16 protein-coding genes are annotated in these 18,252 nt (G+C 68.1%); 7 read left to right on the top strand and 9 right to left on the bottom strand.

Going from position 1 to position 18,252, the window contains the following annotated elements; translation table 11 throughout:
- Positions 1-157 precede the first annotated feature (157 nt).
- Together EKG36_RS00465 and purE are read right to left on the bottom strand one after the other, a co-directional pair.
- Positions 158-1,270 carry a 5-(carboxyamino)imidazole ribonucleotide synthase gene (locus EKG36_RS00465; RefSeq protein WP_126479900.1) on the bottom strand — a complete coding sequence of 371 codons (1,113 nt, stop codon included), beginning with the start codon at positions 1,268-1,270 and terminating at the stop codon, positions 158-160.
- 10 nt (positions 1,271-1,280) lie between these two features.
- Entirely contained in the window at positions 1,281-1,793 is a 513-nt protein-coding gene (gene purE, locus EKG36_RS00460) for a 5-(carboxyamino)imidazole ribonucleotide mutase (protein WP_126479898.1), read from the bottom strand.
- 272 nt (positions 1,794-2,065) lie between these two features.
- On the opposite strand from purE, the gene EKG36_RS00455 reads away from it, so the two are divergent.
- A complete protein-coding gene (locus EKG36_RS00455) occupies positions 2,066-2,731 on the top strand; it encodes a YbaY family lipoprotein (RefSeq protein ID WP_126479896.1) in 666 nt (221 codons plus the stop codon).
- Positions 2,732-2,796: 65 nt separating this feature from the next.
- On the opposite strand, the gene EKG36_RS00450 is transcribed toward EKG36_RS00455, so the two are convergent.
- From EKG36_RS00450 to EKG36_RS00425, 6 genes are all read right to left on the bottom strand, one after another.
- Positions 2,797-4,803, bottom strand: a complete 2,007-nt coding sequence (locus tag EKG36_RS00450; protein WP_126479894.1) for a TRAP transporter permease — start codon at positions 4,801-4,803, stop codon at positions 2,797-2,799.
- Between the two features lie 44 nt (positions 4,804-4,847).
- Positions 4,848-5,420: a DUF1850 domain-containing protein gene (locus EKG36_RS00445; RefSeq protein ID WP_425459572.1), complete on the bottom strand. Its 573-nt coding sequence runs from the start codon at positions 5,418-5,420 to the stop codon at positions 4,848-4,850.
- Between the two features lie 20 nt (positions 5,421-5,440).
- Complete coding sequence (locus EKG36_RS00440) at positions 5,441-6,403, bottom strand: TAXI family TRAP transporter solute-binding subunit (protein ID WP_126479892.1); 963 nt, start codon at positions 6,401-6,403, stop codon at positions 5,441-5,443.
- Positions 6,404-6,562: 159 nt separating this feature from the next.
- Positions 6,563-7,759: an L-2-hydroxyglutarate oxidase gene (gene lhgO, locus EKG36_RS00435; protein ID WP_126479890.1), complete on the bottom strand. Its 1,197-nt coding sequence runs from the start codon at positions 7,757-7,759 to the stop codon at positions 6,563-6,565.
- Positions 7,760-7,859: 100 nt separating this feature from the next.
- Positions 7,860-8,840, bottom strand: a complete 981-nt coding sequence (glaH, locus tag EKG36_RS00430; protein WP_126479888.1) for a glutarate dioxygenase GlaH — start codon at positions 8,838-8,840, stop codon at positions 7,860-7,862.
- A 187-nt stretch (positions 8,841-9,027) separates the two neighbouring features.
- On the bottom strand, positions 9,028-10,467 hold the full coding sequence (locus EKG36_RS00425; RefSeq protein ID WP_126479886.1) for an APC family permease: 1,440 nt from the start codon (positions 10,465-10,467) through the stop codon (positions 9,028-9,030).
- A gap of 148 nt (positions 10,468-10,615) precedes the next feature.
- On the opposite strand from EKG36_RS00425, the gene EKG36_RS20885 reads away from it, so the two are divergent.
- The 6 genes from EKG36_RS20885 (at position 10,616) to EKG36_RS00400 (ending at position 17,231) form a co-directional block, all read left to right on the top strand.
- A complete protein-coding gene (locus EKG36_RS20885; RefSeq protein ID WP_342774401.1) occupies positions 10,616-11,029 on the top strand; it encodes an XRE family transcriptional regulator in 414 nt (137 codons plus the stop codon).
- A 93-nt stretch (positions 11,030-11,122) separates the two neighbouring features.
- Positions 11,123-11,794 (top strand): hypothetical protein, encoded by a 672-nt coding sequence (locus EKG36_RS00415; RefSeq protein ID WP_126479882.1) that lies wholly within the window; start codon positions 11,123-11,125, stop codon positions 11,792-11,794.
- Positions 11,795-11,969: 175 nt separating this feature from the next.
- Positions 11,970-12,101, top strand: a complete 132-nt coding sequence (locus EKG36_RS20880) for a hypothetical protein (RefSeq protein ID WP_281274390.1) — start codon at positions 11,970-11,972, stop codon at positions 12,099-12,101.
- A gap of 355 nt (positions 12,102-12,456) precedes the next feature.
- Entirely contained in the window at positions 12,457-12,978 is a 522-nt protein-coding gene (locus EKG36_RS00410) for a 4Fe-4S dicluster domain-containing protein (protein ID WP_246007388.1), read from the top strand.
- Complete coding sequence (gene nrfD, locus EKG36_RS00405; RefSeq protein ID WP_126479880.1) at positions 12,962-14,143, top strand: NrfD/PsrC family molybdoenzyme membrane anchor subunit; 1,182 nt, start codon at positions 12,962-12,964, stop codon at positions 14,141-14,143. The genes EKG36_RS00410 and nrfD overlap by 17 nt, the downstream gene beginning before the upstream one ends.
- Positions 14,136-17,231: a molybdopterin dinucleotide binding domain-containing protein gene (locus EKG36_RS00400; RefSeq protein WP_126479878.1), complete on the top strand. Its 3,096-nt coding sequence runs from the start codon at positions 14,136-14,138 to the stop codon at positions 17,229-17,231. The genes nrfD and EKG36_RS00400 overlap by 8 nt, the downstream gene beginning before the upstream one ends.
- Before the next feature lie 44 nt (positions 17,232-17,275).
- Here EKG36_RS00400 and egtD read toward each other — a convergent pair whose 3' ends face one another.
- Complete coding sequence (egtD, locus tag EKG36_RS00395; protein ID WP_126479876.1) at positions 17,276-18,241, bottom strand: L-histidine N(alpha)-methyltransferase; 966 nt, start codon at positions 18,239-18,241, stop codon at positions 17,276-17,278.
- Positions 18,242-18,252 lie beyond the last annotated feature (11 nt).

Genomic DNA, 18,252 nt, shown 5'->3' with positions numbered 1-18,252 from the left:
CGAGGTGCGAGGTGCGAGGTGCGAGGTGCGAGGTGCGAGGTGCGAGGTGCGAAGAGGGTGAGGGGCAGCGTCAGGATGAGGACAGCCCCGTAACGCAAGAGGCCGCGCCGGAAGGCGCGGCCTCGTCCCTTGGCGCCTCACGACGCCGGACGATGCGTCACTCGAAGCTGAAGCGCGGCACCGGGGCATCGGGCAGCAGGGCCGCGCAGGTCCGGACCTTCTCCAGCAGGGCATCGTGGGTCGGTGCCACCAGGTTGACGTGGGCCAGCTTGCGGCCGGGACGCTCGCTCTTGTCGTAGCGGTGCAGGTGGGCGTCCTCGATCGCGAGCAGGGCCGCCGCTTCGCCCTCGCGGCCGATGACGTTGACCATGCAGGTCGGCTGCCGCGCCGCGGTATCGCCCAGCGGCAGCCCCTGGATGGCCCGCAGGTGGTTCTCGAACTGGCTGGTCACGGCGCCGTCCATGGTCCAGTGCCCGGAGTTGTGGACACGGGGCGCCATCTCGTTGGCCATCAGCCCGCCGTCGCGGGTCTGGAAGAGCTCCAGCGTCAGCACGCCCACGTAGTCGAGCTCGTCGAGCAGCGCGCGGATATAGCCGTCGGCGATCTGCTGGATGGCCGCGTCGAGATCGGGCAGCGGGGCCACCGAGTAGCGCAGGATGCCGTCGACGTGGACGTTCTCGGCCATCGGGTAGAAGGCCACCTCGCCATCGCGGCCGCGCACGGCGATGATCGACACCTCGCGCACGAAGTCGACGAAGGCCTCGACGATCAGCTGCGGGTGGTTGATGGCATGCCAGGCATCGGCGGCCTCGGCCGGGTCCTTGAGCACCGCCTGGCCCTTGCCGTCATAGCCCTCGGTCACCGACTTGGCGACCACCGGCGTGCCCAGTTCCCGGGCCGCGGCCTCCAGCGCCTCGGCACTGTCCACCAGGCGATAGGCCGGAGTGGGGATGCCCAGACGGTCGAACAGCGCCTTCTCCTCGGCGCGGTTCTGGCAGACCCGGATCGCCTCGCTGGAGGGATGTACGGGCTTGTGCTCCTCGATGGCCTGGACCAGTGACACCGGCAGGTGCTCGAACTCGTAGGTGACCAGGTCGACGCGCTCGAGGAAGTCCTCGAGGTGGCGCCGGTCGGTGTCGATCATCACCTCGCCGATCCCGGCGCTGGGATGGCCGGTGGTATCGAGGAAGGTGAAGCGGTTGGCCAGCGGATAGCCCGCCAGGGCCAGCATCCGGCCGAGCTGGCCGGCCCCCAGTACGCCGATTTTCATCTTGGCTTCCTCACTCGCTGTCGGGACGCGGATCGGGATTGTCCAGCACCGTCTGGGTCTGCTCGGCGCGGAACGCCTCGACGGCGGCGCGCACGTCGTCGTCCTGCAGCCCGACGATCTGGGCCGCCATCAGCCCGGCATTGGTGGCGCCGGCCTTGCCGATGGCCAGGGTGCCCACGGCGATGCCGCCGGGCATCTGCACGATGGAGAGCAGCGAATCCAGCCCCTTGAGGGCCTTGGACTCCACCGGCACGCCGAGCACCGGCAGGGCCGTCTGGGAGGCCACCATGCCCGGCAGGTGCGCAGCCCCGCCGGCCCCGGCGATGATCACCGAGAGGCCGCGCTCGGCGGCGGACTTGGCATAGTCGAACAGCAGGTCCGGGGTGCGGTGGGCCGAGACCACGCGGGTCTCGTAGGGCACGCCCAGGCGCTCGAGCATGCCCACGGCATGCTCCATGACCGGCCAGTCGGACTTCGACCCCATGATCACGCCGACGCGTGGCGACTCGTTCGATGCAGGCATCCAGGGCTCCTCGAGAACGGGCAATGACGCCGCCCGCGATCGGTGCCGCGGGCGGGGGATAAATTGGAAGGCCGATATTCTAGCAGAGCCGCGCGGCACCTACCTCTCCCCGACGCCCGGCGGCACGGGAAGGTCGTCGGCGGGAAGCGTCGCGGACGGGCGACAGCGGGTTTCAACCTTCCTGCGCATTGGCTTGCTAGGGTCATGGACAAGCGGTCGCCGGGAACGCGGCCGACCATTCCACACGGACACCGTGCTCAAGGAGAACGACCATGAAGCGTCATCTTTTCATTGCTGCTGCCCTCACGGGCACCCTGGTCCTGGCCGGCTGCGACAACGGTGACGACACCGAGCAGGCCGCCCAGAACGAGACGACCAGCCAGGCCGAGCAGCCCCAGGAGGCCGACCAGCAGGCCAGCCGGACCCTGCAGGGCATGCTGGAATTCGCCGCCACCGAGACCCCGTTGCCGGAGGAGGCCGAGGTGACGGTGAGCCTGCAGGACGTGGCCCTGGCGGATGCCCCCGCCACCGTGATCACCGAGACCACGGTGACCCCCGAGGACGGCGAGCCCGTCGAGTTCGCCCTCGACTACGACGTCTCGGCCGTGACCGCCCACCACGCCCATATCCTGCAGGCGACGCTGCGCGATGGCGACGGCAACCTGCGCTGGACCACCAAGGAGCGCCACACGGTCGAGGTCGGCCCCGACGCCGAGCAGGGGCCCATGACCCTGGTGCTGGAGCCGGTGACCAGCGGGCCCGCCAGCGACGAGAGCCTGCAGGAAGCGCAGCAGGACATGCTCCAGTCCGGTGACGAGGCCGGCGACACCGCCAGCGAGTCCTCCGGCGAAAGCATGGAGGCGATCGACGAGCAGGCCACCGAGATGCAGGAGCCCACCACCCCGAGCGAGGGCGACACGACCACCGCGGCCCAGTAATCCCCCAACGCGCAGGCCCCGCCCGGCTCACCCGGGCGGGGCCTGGTCGTGGCCAGGCAGCGGGGCTAGCCGGCGGCCAGCACCTCCCGCCGGCTGGCCACCCAGTTGCCGGCGAGGGCCAGTGCCATCACCGCGGCCCCGACCGCCTCGGCGACCAGGCTCGGATAGAAGACCGCGACGATGGACGGCAGCAGGACCAGGCGCACCGGCGCCGACATGCGCGTGAACAGGTAGCCTTCCAGGGCAGCGGCGAAGGCGCCCAGGGCGAGGAAGGCGGTGAGCGCGCTCCACACCAGCAGCGGCAGCGGCCCGCCCATGATGATCTCCGGGTTGAAGACCATGAACAGCGGGATCAGGTAGAGCCCCTTGGCGAACTTCCAGGCCTGGATGCCCGTGTCCATGGGCTTGGCCCCGGCAATGGCCGCCCCGGCGAAGCCGGCCAGCGCGATGGGCGGGGTGACGTTCGAGTCCTGGGAGTACCAGAACACCACCAGGTGGGCGATCAGCAGCGGCACGCCGAATTCGGCGGTCAGCGCCGGGCCCACCAGCACGATGAGCACGATGTAGCTGGCGGTCACCGGCAGCCCCATGCCCAGCACCAGGCTGGCCAGCAGCACCATCACCAGCGCCAGCAGCAGGTTGCCGCCGGAGAAGGCCATCATCATCGCCGAGAACTTGAGGCCCAGGCCGGTCAGGCCCACCACCCCGACGATGATCCCGGCCACGGCGCAGGCCATCGACACCGCCACGGCGTTGCGGGCGCCGAGCTCGAGGCCCTCGATGACCTTGAGCACGCCGTTGCGCACGGCCAGTACCAGGGCCGGTCCGGTAACCGGCTCGCCGCGCCGGGGGGCAACGAAGAGGAACCATACGGCGAAGCGGGCCGCTGCCACTGCCAGCATGGTGAGGATGGCGTAGTAGCCCACCCGCATCGGCGACATGTTCATCACCAGCAGCCACACCAGCACCGCCAGGGGCAGCAGGAAGTGCCAGCCGGCACCCATGACGTCGCGCATCTGGGGCAACTCCGAGCGCGCCATGCCCTGCATGCCCTGCTTGAGCGCGATGATGTGCACGAACAGATAGACCGTGGCGAAGTACATGATCGCCGGCAGGATGCTGACCTTGACCACGTCGAGGTAGGGCATGCGGGTGTACTCGGCGATCAAAAAGGCGCCGGCGCCCATCAGCGGCGGCATGATCTGGCCGCCGGTGGAGGCGGCCGCCTCGATGCCGCCGGCCTGGTGGGGCTTGTAGCCCAGGCGCTTCATCAGCGGGATGGTGAAGGCCCCGGTGGTCACCACGTTGGCGATGGCGCTGCCGGAGATCGAGCCCATGCCGGCCGAGGCGATGACCGCGGCCTTGGCCGGCCCGCCCCGCTGCCGCCCGGTGGCGGCATAGGCCAGATCGATGAAGAACTTGCCGGCGCCGGTGATCTCGAGGAAGGCGCCGAAGAGCACGAAGATGAAGATATAGGTGGCCGCCACGCCCATGGGCAGGCCGAAGATGCCCTCCTGCCCCAGGTAGAGCTGCCCCACCAGGCGGTCCAGATTGTAGCCGCGATGCTCGAGGATGCCCGGCAGGAACTGGCCCAGCCAGGGCAGCTCGCCCCGGGGCCCGGCGAAGGCGTAGAGGATGGCCAGGATACCGATGATCGTCATGCCGAGCCCCACCGCCCGACGGCTCGCCTCGAGCACGGTGACGGTGGCGATGCAGCCGATGACGATATCGGTCTGGCTCCAGAAGCCCGCCCGGTTGATGATCTCGTCGAGGAACAGCACCAGGTAGCCGCCAGTGATCACCGCGCCGGCAAAGAACACCAGGTCGATCGCCCCACCGATCACCCCCCGTCGGTGCCGGGGGCCGAAGACCGGGAACATCAGGAAGGCCAGCATCATGATCAACGCCAGGTGGATGCTGCGCTGGTAGAACAGGCCCAGCGGCTGGATGCCGGCGGAATACAGCTGGAACAGCGACAGCGCCACGGCCACCAGGCTGATCAGCCACAGCACGGGCCGGGAATGACTGGCCTGGCTGCCGGGAATGACGGGAGAGGTGCCCGAATCGCTCATAGCGTTGCACTCGCAGGGTTGGGGTCCGCCCGGGGCGGACCGCGTCAGGGAAGGATGGGCTCCAGGGCCAGGGTCACGCGCTGGTTGGCAGCCCGCTCGCTCAGGCTGATCTCCACCGACGCGTCGCCGTCGGGGCGCACCGCGCCGCAGCCGTGGTCAGCCGCCCGGGTCAGGAGGGTGGCGAGGCTCGGCTCGCCGTGGCGCACCAGGCGATGATCGACCCGGCTGGCGCCCACTCTCAGGCGGTAGCGGTCGCCAGGGACCGGTTCGTCGATCGCCTCGATCCAGTAGCCGCCCTGCCCATCGGAGACCTGGCGGCCACGCCCGGGAATATGGTCCAGGCCGGCCGCGAAATCCGGCAGGTGGCTGCGCTCGAGCACCATGTGCCCGCCCCGGTTGCGATAGCAGTCGTGGACGGGAAAGCCCTCCACGGAATGGTTCCAGGCCAGGCACCAGCCGGCCTCCTCCGGCATCGGCAGCCGCACCAGCACCTGGCCCTCGGCATCACGCACCCGCAGCTCGTAGGCCGGGCACCCGGCGTCTGCCAGGGCCGGCGAGGTGACCGCCAGCATCAGCCACAGCAAGGGGGCGGGCCAGGCGACCCGCCCCTTGGTCATCAGCGACATGTCGACGCCCCTCAGGGACGCTGACGGTCGGCGATCTCGGCGCCCACCTCCTCGTAGTAGCGCAGCGCGCCGGGATGGAAGGCGATCGGGGTGGACTCGACGCTGAACTCCACGGTGGTGTCATTGGCCGCCGGGTGGATGGCGATCAGCTCATCGGTGTACTCGAAGAGGGTCTTGGTGATCTGGTAGGCCAGCTCATCGTCCATCTCGGCGCTCACGGCCAGCACGTTGGGCACCCCGATGGTCTGGACGGCCTCGTCCATGCCCTCGTAGAGCCCGGCACGCAGCTTGTAGGCGGCGAACACCGGCTCCTCGCCCTTGGCGTTGGCCACTTCCTCGTCGGTCAGGCCGATCAGGCGGATATCGCGGGTGGTGGCCAGGTTGAGGATCGAACTGGTAGGCGGCCCCACGCTCCAGAACCCGGCGTCGATGTCACCATCGCGGATGGCATCGGCGGTCTCGTTGAAGTTGAGGCGGCGCGCGTCGATGTCATCGTAGGTGATGCCGTTGGCCTCCAGCACGGTACTGGCGTTGATCTCGGTGCCGCTGCCCGGCGCGCCCACGGATACCGTCTTGCCCTTGAGGTCGGAGAGCGACTCGATCCCGGAATCCGCCAGGGTGACGATCTGCACGGCGTTGGGGTAGATCGACGCCAGGGCCCGGATGTTCTCGAGCTGGCGGCCCTCGAAGTCACCGGTTCCGGTATAGGCCTGGTAGACGGTGTCGGCCAGGGCCAGGGCGAGGTCGGAGTCACCGCGCCAGACCAGCCCCATGTTCTCCACCGAGGCGCCGGTGACCTCGGCCACGGCGTCATGGCCCTCGACGTGCTCGCCGATCAGCTCGGCCAGGCCACCGCCGTAGGGATAGTAGGTGCCGCCGGTGCCGCCGGTGGCGATGGACAGCTGCTGCTGGGCCAGGGCCGCGGGGGCCGCCACCAGCAGCGAGGCCGCCAGAGCATACTTGAGTGCTCGCATGTAGGATCCTCCGTCGCGAATCGGTAAGGCGTTGTCCTTGTTGTGGGCGATGCTTTCGCTCACCGCCTCGAAAGACGCTAGCAGCCCCCTGGCACCGGGGCCAGGTAATATTTCTACGTTTCCTAATGCTTTCGGCAATTCGCCCAAGGTCGTAACGCCCTACTCCGCTACCTGGGCCTTCACCTTCTCGACGATATGGGCGCCGATGGGAATCGCCGAGGTGGCCGCCGGTGACGGGGCATTGCCCACGTTCACCGTGCGTGCCGTGTTCACGAACAGGAAGTCGTCCACCAGCCTGCCATCGCGGGAGACCGCCTGGGCCCGAACCCCGGCCGGGTAGTCGCCGAGGTCGTCGAGGGTCAGGCTCGGACAGTACTTGCGTACCTGCTCCAGGTAGCCACGCTTGAACAGCGAGTTCTTCATCTCGGCGAGTCCCGGGCGCAGGTTCCTGCCCAGCACCTTGAGGATGCCCGGGTTGGTGAGCATCTGCACCAGGTCCCGGGGCGAAACATCGCGACGATGATAGCCCTCGCGCTTGAAGGCCAGTACGGCATTGGGCCCCACCGTCACCGAGCCGTCGATCATGCGGGTCAGGTGCACGCCGAGAAACGGCATGGAGGGGTCCGGGATCGGGTAGATCAGGTGGTTCACGATGTCGTTGTGCTCGGCGGGCAACCGGTAATACTCGCCGCGGAACGGGCAGATGGTGAAGCCGGGATCCTGGCCCAGCATGCGCACCACCCGATCGGCCATCAGCCCCGAGCAGGTGACCAGGTAGCGGCTGGTGAACTCGCCGGCGCTGGTGGTCACCACCACCTCCTGGCGGCGTTCCTCCAGGGCCGTGACCTCGGCCGCGTAGTGGATCTCGCCGCCCAGGCGCTCGAACTCCGCCGCCATCGCCCGGGTCACCTCGGCATAGTCGACGATGCCGCTGGACGGCACGAAGATGCCGCCGATGCCCGTGATGTTGGGCTCGCGCTCGGCGAGCGCCTCGGGGCCGAGCCACTCGCGCTCCAGGCCATTGGCCTCGGTGCGCTCCCACAGCGCCTTCATGCGCTGCATCTCCAGGTCATTGGTGGCCACCAGCAGCTTGCCGCAGCTGTCGTAGGGGATGTCATGGGCCTCGCAGAAGGCCTTGGTGGCCCGGTTGCCCTCCAGGCAGAAACGCGCCTTGAGGCTGCCCGGCGTGTAGTAGACGCCGGCATGGATCACGCCGCTGTTGTGACCTGTCTGGTGGCGCGCCGCCTCGCGTTCCTTCTCCACCACCAGCATGCGGTGGTCCGGGTAGGCCTGCTTGAGCTGCATGGCGGTGGACATGCCCAGGATGCCCCCACCGATGATGATGAAATCGTACATGCCGTCCTCGTTCTTCTAATGCGACGACCACGCCGTCGTCACGGCGTGGCCTCGTCAGGGTAACCCGTCGGGCGGTGCGATGCGCCTCAGGCGTCTTTCTTCAACGCTGGCGCGGGTTGCGCAGGGTCTTCGCATGGGTGAAGTAGCCCCGCTGGCGCATCAGCTCCCGACGCAGGTCCGGGTGGGACTTGAACCGATCCCGCCCGTGCAGCCAGAAGTGGTTGTTGATCAGCAGGAAGCTGCCCACCGGGTTGGGCACCGAGAGAATCGCCGGGCTGCCCTCCAGGGACTCGGAGAGGTCGGTCAGCCAGTTACCCTCCTCGAAGTCCTTGGGCTGCACGAACTGGTCGATGTAGGACATGATCGGCAGACCGCTGGCGTCCACATCGAACACCGCATGGTAGACGTCCTTGGCCACGTTCTTGCTGGGCGGCGCGGTCCAGCGCATCTCGCGACGGGCCAGTGGATGACGATAGAAGCGTTCCAGGTCCTCCCAGTCATCCAGGTGCAGCAGCAGCGAGTCGCCGCCCTCCATGTGCTGCTCGTCGATCTTCATCATCAGCACATAGTCGGTGTCCTGCTCGACGAAGGTGCCGTCGTTGTGCAGCTCCATCACGCGATGCGGCTGACGCAGGTAGCTGTCCGAGTCATCGACGTTCTTGACCACGAAGCGGGCGTAGTACTGGCCGCTCATGGCGTCGTAGTTGGACCGCCCCATCAGGTGCGCCACGGCAGTGGCGAACTTGACCATCTCGTCGGCCTGCTCGAGGTCGTCGAGACCCTCGGGGGTGACCTGCAGGCCGCCGGTGCCACGATCCACCAGGGTGTTGATCAGCACCGGCTGCAGGGTGTTGCCGCACAGGTCGTCGAGGATCCTGGCCACCCGGAAGCGCAGCATGGACTTGTACTCCAGGGCCTGGACGGGCCACTCGGACACGGCCTCGAGGAAGGCCTCGACCACCTGGCGGGAGACGGTCAGCTGCAACAACCGCGGTGACTGGGGGGACGGCGCCAGGGTGAAGCCCTGGAGGTCGGCGGGCAGCGGCATGGCGGTGTCGGGAAGGCGGGTCAGCACGGTCATGTCAGGGTCTCCATCGTCGCGAGCGTTGTGATTTAAAAATATCTACATTTTTTATTTTCGTCAATATAATTGCGCTATGTCTACGACTATGGTCGGGCCGACGTCGCCGCGGCAAAGGGCGATGAACAAAAAAAGCCCCGACCCTTCCGGGCCGGGGCTCACCCCACTCAGTGGCTCACGGCCGGAGTCAGCGGCCGGGGTAGGGATCGGCGCCGCCGAGCTCGCGCTGCATCATGGTGTCGCTGTAGGCCACGCCGTAACGAGCCCGTGACCAGGCATAGAGCGCCAGGCCCAGCAGCATCCAGCCGGCGAACATGCTCCATTCGATGGTGGAGAGCGCCGAGGGGCTGCCGGGCAGATACATGCCGACCAGCGCCAGCGACAGGATCACCGACAGCGCCCCGACCGTCTTGCCGCGACGCACCCGGAAGGGGCGCGGCATGTCCGGCTCACGCCGGCGCAACATCACGAAGGACAGCGACACGAAGAGGTAGGCGATGACGATGCCCAGACCACCGGCGACCACCAGCCAGACCAGGGCGGGCCGACCGAAGAAGGGCGCGATGCTGGAGATCAGGCCCATCAGCAGGATGGCGTTGGTGGGCGTGCGGTGCTTGGGATGCAGCTTGGCGAGAAAGGCCGGCAGCATGCCGGAGTGCGCCAGCGCGTAGATGGCCCGGGAGCCGCCGATATAGAAGGCGTTCCAGCTGGTGATGATGCCCGCGATGCCGGCCAGGATCATCAGGTTGCCGGCCCAGGGCGCCTGGAAGGCCGCCTGCATGGCATCCGGAACCGCCAGGGAGCTCTCGGCCAGTGCCGCGGGGTCGAGCATCAGGGCGGTGCCGAGGATGATGAAGGCATACCAGAACACCGCCAGGATCACCGAGATCATCAGCACCCGGCCGATCTCCTTGAACGGCAGATTGATTTCCTCGGCGGCCTGGGGAATGACGTCGAACCCCACGAACATGAAGGGCACCATGATGATCACCGTCATGATGCCACCGATGACCCCCTGCTCGACCCGGAACAGCGGTTCCATGGTGGTGGTGCTGCCCTCGAACAGCGCCCCGGTGATGAACAGGATGCCGACCGCCAGGATCAGCAGGGTGACCACCTTCTGCACCAGGGCGGCCGTGCGCACGCCGAAGTAGTTGATTGCCATCATCACCACGGACCCGGCCACGCCGACCGCCACCCAGGTGGCCTTCACGTCCCAGCCGGCGATGGTCCACAGCTGTCCGACCGCATAATCCGGGAAGAGATGCTCCACCACGGTGGGCAAGGCCACGGCCTCGAAGGCCACCACGCTGACATAGCCCAGGGTAATGGCCCAGGTGCACAGGAAGGAGGCGAAATGCCCCATGGCCCGGTAGCTGTAGACATGCTCGCCCCCGACCTGGGGCATCGCCGAGGCCAGCTCGGCATAGGTCAGGCCCACCAGCACGATCACCACCCCGCCGAGCAGGAAGGCGGTGATGGCGCCGAGGCTGCCGGCGGACTCGATCCAGCTGCCGGTCAGTACGATCCACCCCCAGCCGATCATGGCGCCGAAGGCCAGGGCCAGCACATCCTTGCGGGCCAGCACTCGCGTCAGATGCGTCTCCGTGGACGACGTATCGTTCATGTCACTCCCCCTCATCAGTGAGATTGATTTTTTGTAGAAATTAATACTTTTAATAAAAGTATCGACAAAAAATAGACCACCGCATCGCCCCCTACAAGTCGACTTTCGGGCAGTCGAATTCCACTTTGGTCGCATTAATCAGCCTGCCATGATGTTCAGGGCCCGTCATACAGCGCCTCGCGAGGCCCCTTTGCCAGGACGGGCTGCCGGCCCCTTCACGACACTGGCGAAACCGGCAAAAAGGCTGCATGCTGTACTCGTCGATTCTGTCCCTTGGAGCATCATGAGCACGGCAAGCCCCTCGACCGCCGCGGAACTCCTCGACCCTCCGCGAAGGTGCCCTGACCTCGATGTCAGGGATCTGGAACAACGCACTCGCCTCATGCGCATCATCACCCGGTTGATCGCCGTATCGGATCTGGGCAGCCGCGACATCGCGCGTCGCGCCGGTCTGCCGATGCAGAAGATCAGCGACCTCCTCTCCGGTCGTCTCGAGCAGCTCACCCTCGACGAGCTCCAGACGCTGCGCCGGACCATCGACCCCCAGCTTACCCCACCCTGAGCCCTCGGCAGCCCCGGCCGAACGGACCAGGATCAAGGCCGGCAATCCACGATTGCCGGCCTTCATGGATTCGAGACATAGGGAGATCCCCACATGCGACACCTCGTGACCGGCCTGCTGCTGGCCGCCTCGCTGCCCGTCCTCGCCGCTGGGCAGGCCACCCTGGAGACCCGCTCCGACCAGGGCGGTGCCACCATGGAGGTCAGCTGGGCAGACGATGACCTGCGCATGGACTTCCCGCAGCAGGCCCAGGCGGGCTTCATGCTGCTCAAGGACGGCAAGGGCTACATGGTCAGCCAGATGCAGGGCCAGACGATGGTCATGGACATGGCCAAGCTCCGCGAGATGGCGGAGAGCATGGGGGGCGACCAGGCCAACGCCGGTATCGCCAGCCAGCAGGCCAGCGCCGTCGATGCCCTGGAGGCTACCGGCGAGCAGGAGACCATCGCCGGCCTGGAGGGCGAGGTCTACCGCCTGCAGTGGACCGACAAGGCCGGGACCGCCCATGACGACGAGATGGTCCTCAGCGAGAATCCCCAGGTCCGGGAGCTGATGGCCTCCTTCCATGCCTACCAGCAATCCATGACCGGCGAGCCCGACCCCATTGCCACCACCCTCGAGGAGCGCGGCCTCGGCATGCTGCGCTTCGGCGACCGCTTCCGGATCACCCGCCTCTCCGATGCCACGCCGGATGGCGAGATCTTCCAGCTCCCCGAGGACGCCATGACCTTCGAGGACATGATGCGCTCCGCCACCTCGGAGTGAAGTCTTGCTGCCGCGCTCCCAGGGGCGTGGCGGCGTGTCAAGAAGATCAGCAGTCTGCTGGCTGGGGCTGGGCGACTGGAACACCTCACCCTCGATGAGCTACGCCTCGTCTGTCGCAGCATCGACCCGAGCGGCTCACCGCCCTGATTGCCCCCTCCCGTGGGAGGCCGACAGGATGACGAACAGCGAACGCTCCGCCTTCCCGGCGGGGCGTTTTTTTGCCTGCCCGAAGGTCAGAAAGTCCTTTATCTTCAATGATTTGAATGAACATTATGCCAACATTAAGAGCTTGCTAACGATCTCTTGATCCGCGTCAAGCGCCTAGACCTTGGTCGCAGGTAGCCTTCCGGTATCCCCCCTGACCCGTCAGCGGAAATCCCGCACCACCCAGGCCACCGGAGGCGCCATGGACCCCATTCGCCGCACCCTGCTCGGCCAGTTGGCCCGCCTCAGCGCGGGCGCCGCGATGGTGCCGCTCTCGAGCATCGCCAGCGCCGGTATCAACCAGCAGCCACCCCGTCGCGAAGGCGACCCCAGCAAGCGCTACGGCATGCTCATCGACCTGCGCCAGTGCATCGGCTGCCAGGCATGCACCGTGTCGTGCCATATCGAGAACGCCGCCCCCCCTGGGCAGCTTCCGTACCACCGTCGCCCAGTACGAGGTGGCGCACCAGGAGAGCGGCGAGGTCGCCACCTTCATGCTGCCCCGCCTGTGCAACCACTGCGAGAACCCGCCCTGCGTGCCGGTCTGCCCGGTGGAGGCCACCTTCCAGCGCCAGGACGGCATCGTGGTGGTCGACAGCGATCGCTGCGTGGGCTGTGCCTACTGCGTCAATGCCTGCCCCTACGACGCCCGCTTCATCAACGAGCGCACCCAGACCGCCGACAAGTGCACCTTCTGCGCCCACCGCCTGGAGGCGGGCCTGCTGCCGGCCTGCGTGGAGAGCTGCGTGGGCGGCGCGCGGATCATCGGCGACATGCGCGACCCCGAGAGCCAGATCAGCCGCATGATCGCCGAGCATCGCGACGCGCTGATGGTGCTGCAGCCCGAGAAGAACACCCTGCCCCAGGTCTTCTACCTCGGCATGGACGAGCGCTTCGTCACTCGCCCCGACGCCGAGCCGGTCGCCCTGGAAGTCCTCGACCCCCACGGCCAGGAGATGGGCTATGAATTCCGCCATTGAGCTGCTCGCCCCGCGCTTCGACATCGCCTGGTATCCCTGGGCGGTGCAGTACTTCTTCATGATCGCGCTCTCCTACGCCACCCTGTGGCTGGCCGCCCCGGCGCTGGTCTTCGGCAGGCCGCGCTGGCTGCCTACCGCGCGCCTGGCGCTGCTCGCCTGCCTCACCACCACCCTGGTGGCGCCGGTGGCACTGCTCGCCGACCTGCACCAGCCCCTGCGCTTCTGGCACTTCTACGCCTACGCCAACAGCCACTCCTGGATGTCCGTCGGCAGCCTGGTGCTGCCCCTCTACGTGGTCGGCGTGATCGTGCTTTCGTGGCTGGCCTGGCGCCCGGCGCTGCAGGCCCATCGCCAGGCGCCCGGGCTCGGAGGCCTGGTCGCCCGCTGGCTGTCGCTGGGCGAGCCCCCCACCCCGCGCGCCCTGGTGGTGCTGGTGGGGCTCGGCACCCTCGCCCTCTCCACCGGCATCATGCTCTACACCGGCGCCGAGGTGGCCATCGTCAAGGCCCGCCCGCTGTGGCACACCGTTTGGCTGCCGCCGATGTTCGTGGCCACCGGCTTCATCGCCGCCGCGGGCCTGATCCTGGTGCTCAACCGCCTGGCCGGTGAGCGCAGCACAGCGGTCAATCGGCAGATGCTCAAGGTGATGCTGGGGGCTTGCCTGGTCGCCGGGCTGGTCGCCGGCAGCTGGTTGCTCGACGGCATCAACGCCAACGCCGGCTCGGTGGCCGCGGCCCTGGCATCCGTGCGCGACAGCGCCGAGTGGCGAAGCACCGCCCTGTGGGGCGGCCTCACCGGCGTGGTGCTGTTCGGCGCGGTGCTCTACCTGCTGACTGGCCCCGCCTCACGCCGGCCGACGCTTTACGCCTGGGGCTGGGTGCTCGGCCTGGTGGCCCTGCACGTCGGCTGGATGTTCCGCTGGGTAGTGCTGATGGACGTGCAGACCGTGGCCCGCCACAGCGCCGGCTTTCACCACTACGGCATTCCCGCCGGCTCTTCCGGCATCCTCGGCATCGTCGGCACCTTCGGCCTGTGGCTCGCCGCCATCCTGCTGATCGACCTCTTCGTGCCGTGGCGCCAGGCCACCCAGGGCGGCAGTACCGCCGATATCTCCCCCGCCGCACCCGACCACCCTGACGTCGAAGGAGCCCTCCGTCATGGCTAAGTCAACCGACACCTCACGTCGCCGCTTCCTCAAGGGCGCCGTCGCCGCCGGCGGCGCCGCCACCTTCGCCGCCGGCTACTCCGACCCGCTGGTCAAGATGGCCAAGGGCGTCACCGGCAGCGCCGGCGAGCCCCCCGAGCACCGCATCCACGGCAACTCCCTGGCGCCGGAGTACAGCGTCGACCCTGCGGGCGAGCTCACCCTCAACCCTGACCAGCGCGTGGCCTTCACCGTCTGCTACGGCTGCACCACCAAGTGCGGGGTGCGAGTGCGCGTCGACAACGCCACCGACCAGGTGCTGCGCGTGGCCGGCAACCCCTACCACCCGCTCTCCGCCGGCGAGCACCTGCCCATGCGCACCCCGGTGGTCGAGGCGCTGCGCAGCGTCAGCGCCTTCGGTGACCAGGGCCAGCAGAACCGCTCCACCGCCTGCGCCCGGGGCAACGCCATGATGGCGCAAATCGACAGCCCCTTCCGCATCACCCACTGCCTCAAGCGGGTGGGCGAGCGCGGCAGCCGCGAATGGAAGAAGGTGCCCTTCGAGCAGGTCATCGAGGAGATCTGCGAGGGCGGCGACCTGTTCGGCGAGGGCCATGTGGACGGCCTGCGCGCCATCCACGATCTCGATACCCTGATCGACCCGGAGAATCCCGAGTATGGCCCGAAGGCCAACCAGCTGATGGTGATGGAGGCCACCGACTACGGCCGCTCCGCGATCCTCAAGCGCTTCGCCTTCAACGCCTTCGGCACCCGCAACTACGGCCACCACGGCTCCTACTGCGGCCTTGCCTATCGCATGGGCTCGGGTGCGGTGATGAACGACATGCAGAAGTTCGCGCACACCAAGCCGGACATCCAGAACGCCCGCTTCATCCTCTACGTGGGCACCGCCCCCAGCCAGGCCGGCAACCCGTTCAAGCGCCAGGGGCGACTGATCGCCCAGGCACGTGCCGCCGGCACCCTGGAGTACGTGGTGGTCGATCCCGGCCTCAACGCCTCGGCCTCCCACGCCGCCGACCACAACCGCTGGGTGCCGATCCGCCCGGGCAGCGACAGCGCCCTGGCCATGGCCATGATCCAGTGGCTGCTCGACCACGAAGGCTACGCCAGGGACTTCCTGGCACTGCCCGGCCAGCCCGCCGCGGACGCCGCCAATGAAGTGACCCACACCAACGCCACCCACCTGGTGATCGAGTCCGATGACCACCCGCGCCGCGGCCGCTTCCTGCGCGCCAGCGACCTGGGCCTGGCCGAGGCCGACAGCGATGCCGACGTGCCCATGGTGGTGGCCGACGGCGAGCTTACGAAGAGCGTCGACGCGATGGCCGCCGAGCTCTTCGTCGACCGTGATGTCGAGCTCGCCGACAGTTCTACCGTGCGGGTGAAGAGCAGCATGGTGCTGCTGCGCGAGTCTGCGAACGAGTACTCCCTGGCCGAGTATAGCGAGCACTGCGGCATCCCCGAGGCCACCATCGTCGACCTGGCAGAGCGCTTCGCGAGCCATGGCCGTCGCGCAGTGACCAACTCCCACGGCGGCATGATGTCCGGCAACGGCTTCTACGCCGCCTTCGGCATGCAGATGCTCAACGTGCTGGCCGGCAACCACAACCGCAAGGGCGGCAGCGCCCCCGGCGGCGGCCAGTTCAACGGCGTGGGCGAAGGCCCCCGCTACGACCTGGCCAACTTCCCCGGCAAGCGCGGCCCCCAGGGGGTCTTCCTCTCCCGCTCGCGCTTCCCCTACGAGAAGTCCTCCGAGTACCAGCGCAAGGTGGCCGCCGGGGAGGACCCCTACCCCGCCCGTGCGCCCTGGCGCTCGCTGGCACCGCCGACGCTGACCGAGCACCTGCCCTCGGCGCTGGACGGCTACCCCTACCCGATCAAGGCGGTCATCGGCTGCATGGCCAACCCCATCTACGGGCAGGCGGGCCTGGAGGCGCTGATCGCCGACAAGCTCAAGGACCCCGGGCGCCTGGGGCTCTTCGTCGCCGTCGACGGCTTCCTCAACGAGACCAACCGCTACGCCGACTACATCGTGCCGGACTCGGTGATGTACGAGGTGTGGGGCTTCACCGGCGCCTGGAAGGGCAACCTGGGCAGGATGACCACCGCCTGCTGGCCCGTGGTGGAGCCGCGCCAGCAGAAGACCGCGGAAGGCGAGCCGGTCTCCATGGAGAGCTTCTTCATCGCCACCGCCAAGCGCCTCGGGCTGCCGGGTTTCGGCGAGGGCGCGATCCCCGACGCCGACGGCAACCTGCATCCGCTCAACCGTGCCGAGGACTTCTTCCTACGCGCCGCCGCCAACGTGGCCATGCAGGGCGAACCGCTGCCCGACGCCGACGAGAGCGACATCGCCCACGCCGGCCTGGCCCCGCTGCTGCCGAAACTGGAGCGCACCCTCAGGCCCGAGGAGCGTGGTCCGGTGGCCTACCTATACGCCCGCGGCGGGCGCTTCGAGGAGTTCAAGGACCACTTCAAGGGCGAGAACCTCACCAGCGCCTGGAAGCGCACCCTGTGCGTCTACAACGAGCAGGTGGGTACCAGCATCAACACCCAGACCGGCGAGCCCAACCGCGGCGTGCCCCGCCACGGCCTGCCGCCGCTGGCCGACGGCCGCGCCATGCGCGAGGTGTTCACCGAGGAGGAGTGGCCGCTGCTGGCGTTCTCGTTCAAGTCGAACCTGATGAACTCCTACGCCATCGGCCTCGAGCGGCTGCGCATGATCAAGCCCTACAACCCAGTGAGGATGCATCGCCAGGACGCCGAGCGCTTCGGCATCAGTCATGGCGATACCATTCGCATCGAGAGCCCCGGCGGCAGCGTGGTGGCCCTGGCGCTGGTCGGCGAGGGGGTGATGCCGGGAGCGCTGAGCATCGAGCACGGCTACGGCCACCGCGACCTGGGGGCCACCCCCCACGTGATCGAGGGTGAGTCCCAGCCCGACTTCGAGTGGCTGCGCGCCGGCATCAACATCAATGATCTGGGCTTCAAGGACCCGACCCGCCGCGTGGACGGCACCTGGCTCGAGCCCATCAGCGGCGCCGCCGTGCGCCAGGGTCTGCCGATCCGGGTGACCCGGCTCGAAGCCTGACGGGCCGCGCTGCCCGGCCAGCCGAGCGGCTGGTCGCTCGATCGCTAGTCGCTCGAGAGGTAGTGAACGCTGAACAGCGCCTCGTCATCGCACCAGACGGTGCGTGACCGATACCCGGCACGCGCCGCCAGGGCCTGGAACCCCGCCACGCTGTACTTGCAGGAGTTCTCGGTATGCAGCGTCTCGCCCGGCTCGAAGGCAAAGCGCTGCCCATCGAGGGTGATGGCCTGGCGCTGCTCGCTGACCAGGTGCATCTCGATGCGCGCTGCCGGCGCATTGAAGAAGGCAAGGTGCCGGAAGGCACCCACCTCGACCGCGGCCCCCAGCTCGCGGCGCATGCGCGCCAGCAGGTTCAGGTTGAATGCCGCCGTGACGCCCGCGGCATCATTGTAGGCAGCCTCAAGGATACGCCGGTCCTTGATCAGGTCGACACCAATCAGCACCCCGCTGCCCGCCGGCAGCGCCCGGCGCAGGCCGGCGAGGAAGGCCTCAGCCTCGCGCGGCGAGAAGTTGCCGATGCTCGAGCCCGGGAAGAAGGCGACCACCCGACGGCCGGCGACGCCGCTCGGCAGGCGCAGGCGACGCGAGAAGTCGGCCCAGGCGGCATGCACCTCGAGCCAGGGATAGTCCGCCGCCAGGCGGCGGGTGCTCTCGAGCAGGAAGTCCCGCGAGATATCGATGCCCAGGTAACGGCGTGGACGCACCGCCTCGAGCAGCAACCTGACCTTGCGGCTGGCCCCGCTACCCAGTTCGACCAGCAGCGACTCCGGCCCGACGATGGCGGCGATCTCCTCGGCGGCCGAGGCCAGGATGCCTTCCTCGGTGCGGGTCAGGTAATACTCGGGTTGACGGCAGATGGCCTCGAAGAGCCGGGAGCCACGCTCGTCATAGAAGTACTTGGGCGAGAGACGCTTGCGCTCCCGGCTCAACCCGGCGATCACCCCGTCGCCGAAGGAGGGCCCCGCCTCGTCGACATGCTGGTCATGGAAACGCACGGCAGTGGCGGACATCGACGACCCTC

The sequence above is a fragment of the Halomonas nitroreducens genome, from assembly GCF_003966155.1.
Classification (GTDB): domain Bacteria; phylum Pseudomonadota; class Gammaproteobacteria; order Pseudomonadales; family Halomonadaceae; genus Halomonas; species Halomonas nitroreducens.
This window is presented reverse-complemented; position numbering and strand designations above follow the sequence as displayed.

Excerpts from the sequence above, each read along its gene's own strand:
- EKG36_RS00465 (WP_126479900.1), bottom strand. The coding sequence starts at position 1,270 with ATGAAAATCGGCGTACTGGGGGCCGGCCAGCTCGGCCGGATGCTGGCC.
- EKG36_RS00400 (WP_126479878.1), top strand. The coding sequence starts at position 14,136 with ATGGCTAAGTCAACCGACACCTCACGTCGCCGCTTCCTCAAGGGCGCC.
- EKG36_RS00455 (WP_126479896.1), top strand. The coding sequence starts at position 2,066 with ATGAAGCGTCATCTTTTCATTGCTGCTGCCCTCACGGGCACCCTGGTC.
- EKG36_RS00415 (WP_126479882.1), top strand. The coding sequence starts at position 11,123 with ATGCGACACCTCGTGACCGGCCTGCTGCTGGCCGCCTCGCTGCCCGTC.
- lhgO (WP_126479890.1), bottom strand. The coding sequence starts at position 7,759 with ATGTACGATTTCATCATCATCGGTGGGGGCATCCTGGGCATGTCCACC.
- egtD (WP_126479876.1), bottom strand. The coding sequence starts at position 18,241 with ATGTCCGCCACTGCCGTGCGTTTCCATGACCAGCATGTCGACGAGGCG.
- glaH (WP_126479888.1), bottom strand. The coding sequence starts at position 8,840 with ATGACCGTGCTGACCCGCCTTCCCGACACCGCCATGCCGCTGCCCGCC.
- EKG36_RS00450 (WP_126479894.1), bottom strand. The coding sequence starts at position 4,803 with ATGAGCGATTCGGGCACCTCTCCCGTCATTCCCGGCAGCCAGGCCAGT.
- EKG36_RS20885 (WP_342774401.1), top strand. The coding sequence starts at position 10,616 with ATGATGTTCAGGGCCCGTCATACAGCGCCTCGCGAGGCCCCTTTGCCA.
- EKG36_RS20880 (WP_281274390.1), top strand. The coding sequence starts at position 11,970 with ATGACGAACAGCGAACGCTCCGCCTTCCCGGCGGGGCGTTTTTTTGCC.
- EKG36_RS00440 (WP_126479892.1), bottom strand. The coding sequence starts at position 6,403 with ATGCGAGCACTCAAGTATGCTCTGGCGGCCTCGCTGCTGGTGGCGGCC.
- EKG36_RS00425 (WP_126479886.1), bottom strand. The coding sequence starts at position 10,467 with ATGAACGATACGTCGTCCACGGAGACGCATCTGACGCGAGTGCTGGCC.
- purE (WP_126479898.1), bottom strand. The coding sequence starts at position 1,793 with ATGCCTGCATCGAACGAGTCGCCACGCGTCGGCGTGATCATGGGGTCG.
- EKG36_RS00445 (WP_425459572.1), bottom strand. The coding sequence starts at position 5,420 with ATGACCAAGGGGCGGGTCGCCTGGCCCGCCCCCTTGCTGTGGCTGATG.
- nrfD (WP_126479880.1), top strand. The coding sequence starts at position 12,962 with ATGAATTCCGCCATTGAGCTGCTCGCCCCGCGCTTCGACATCGCCTGG.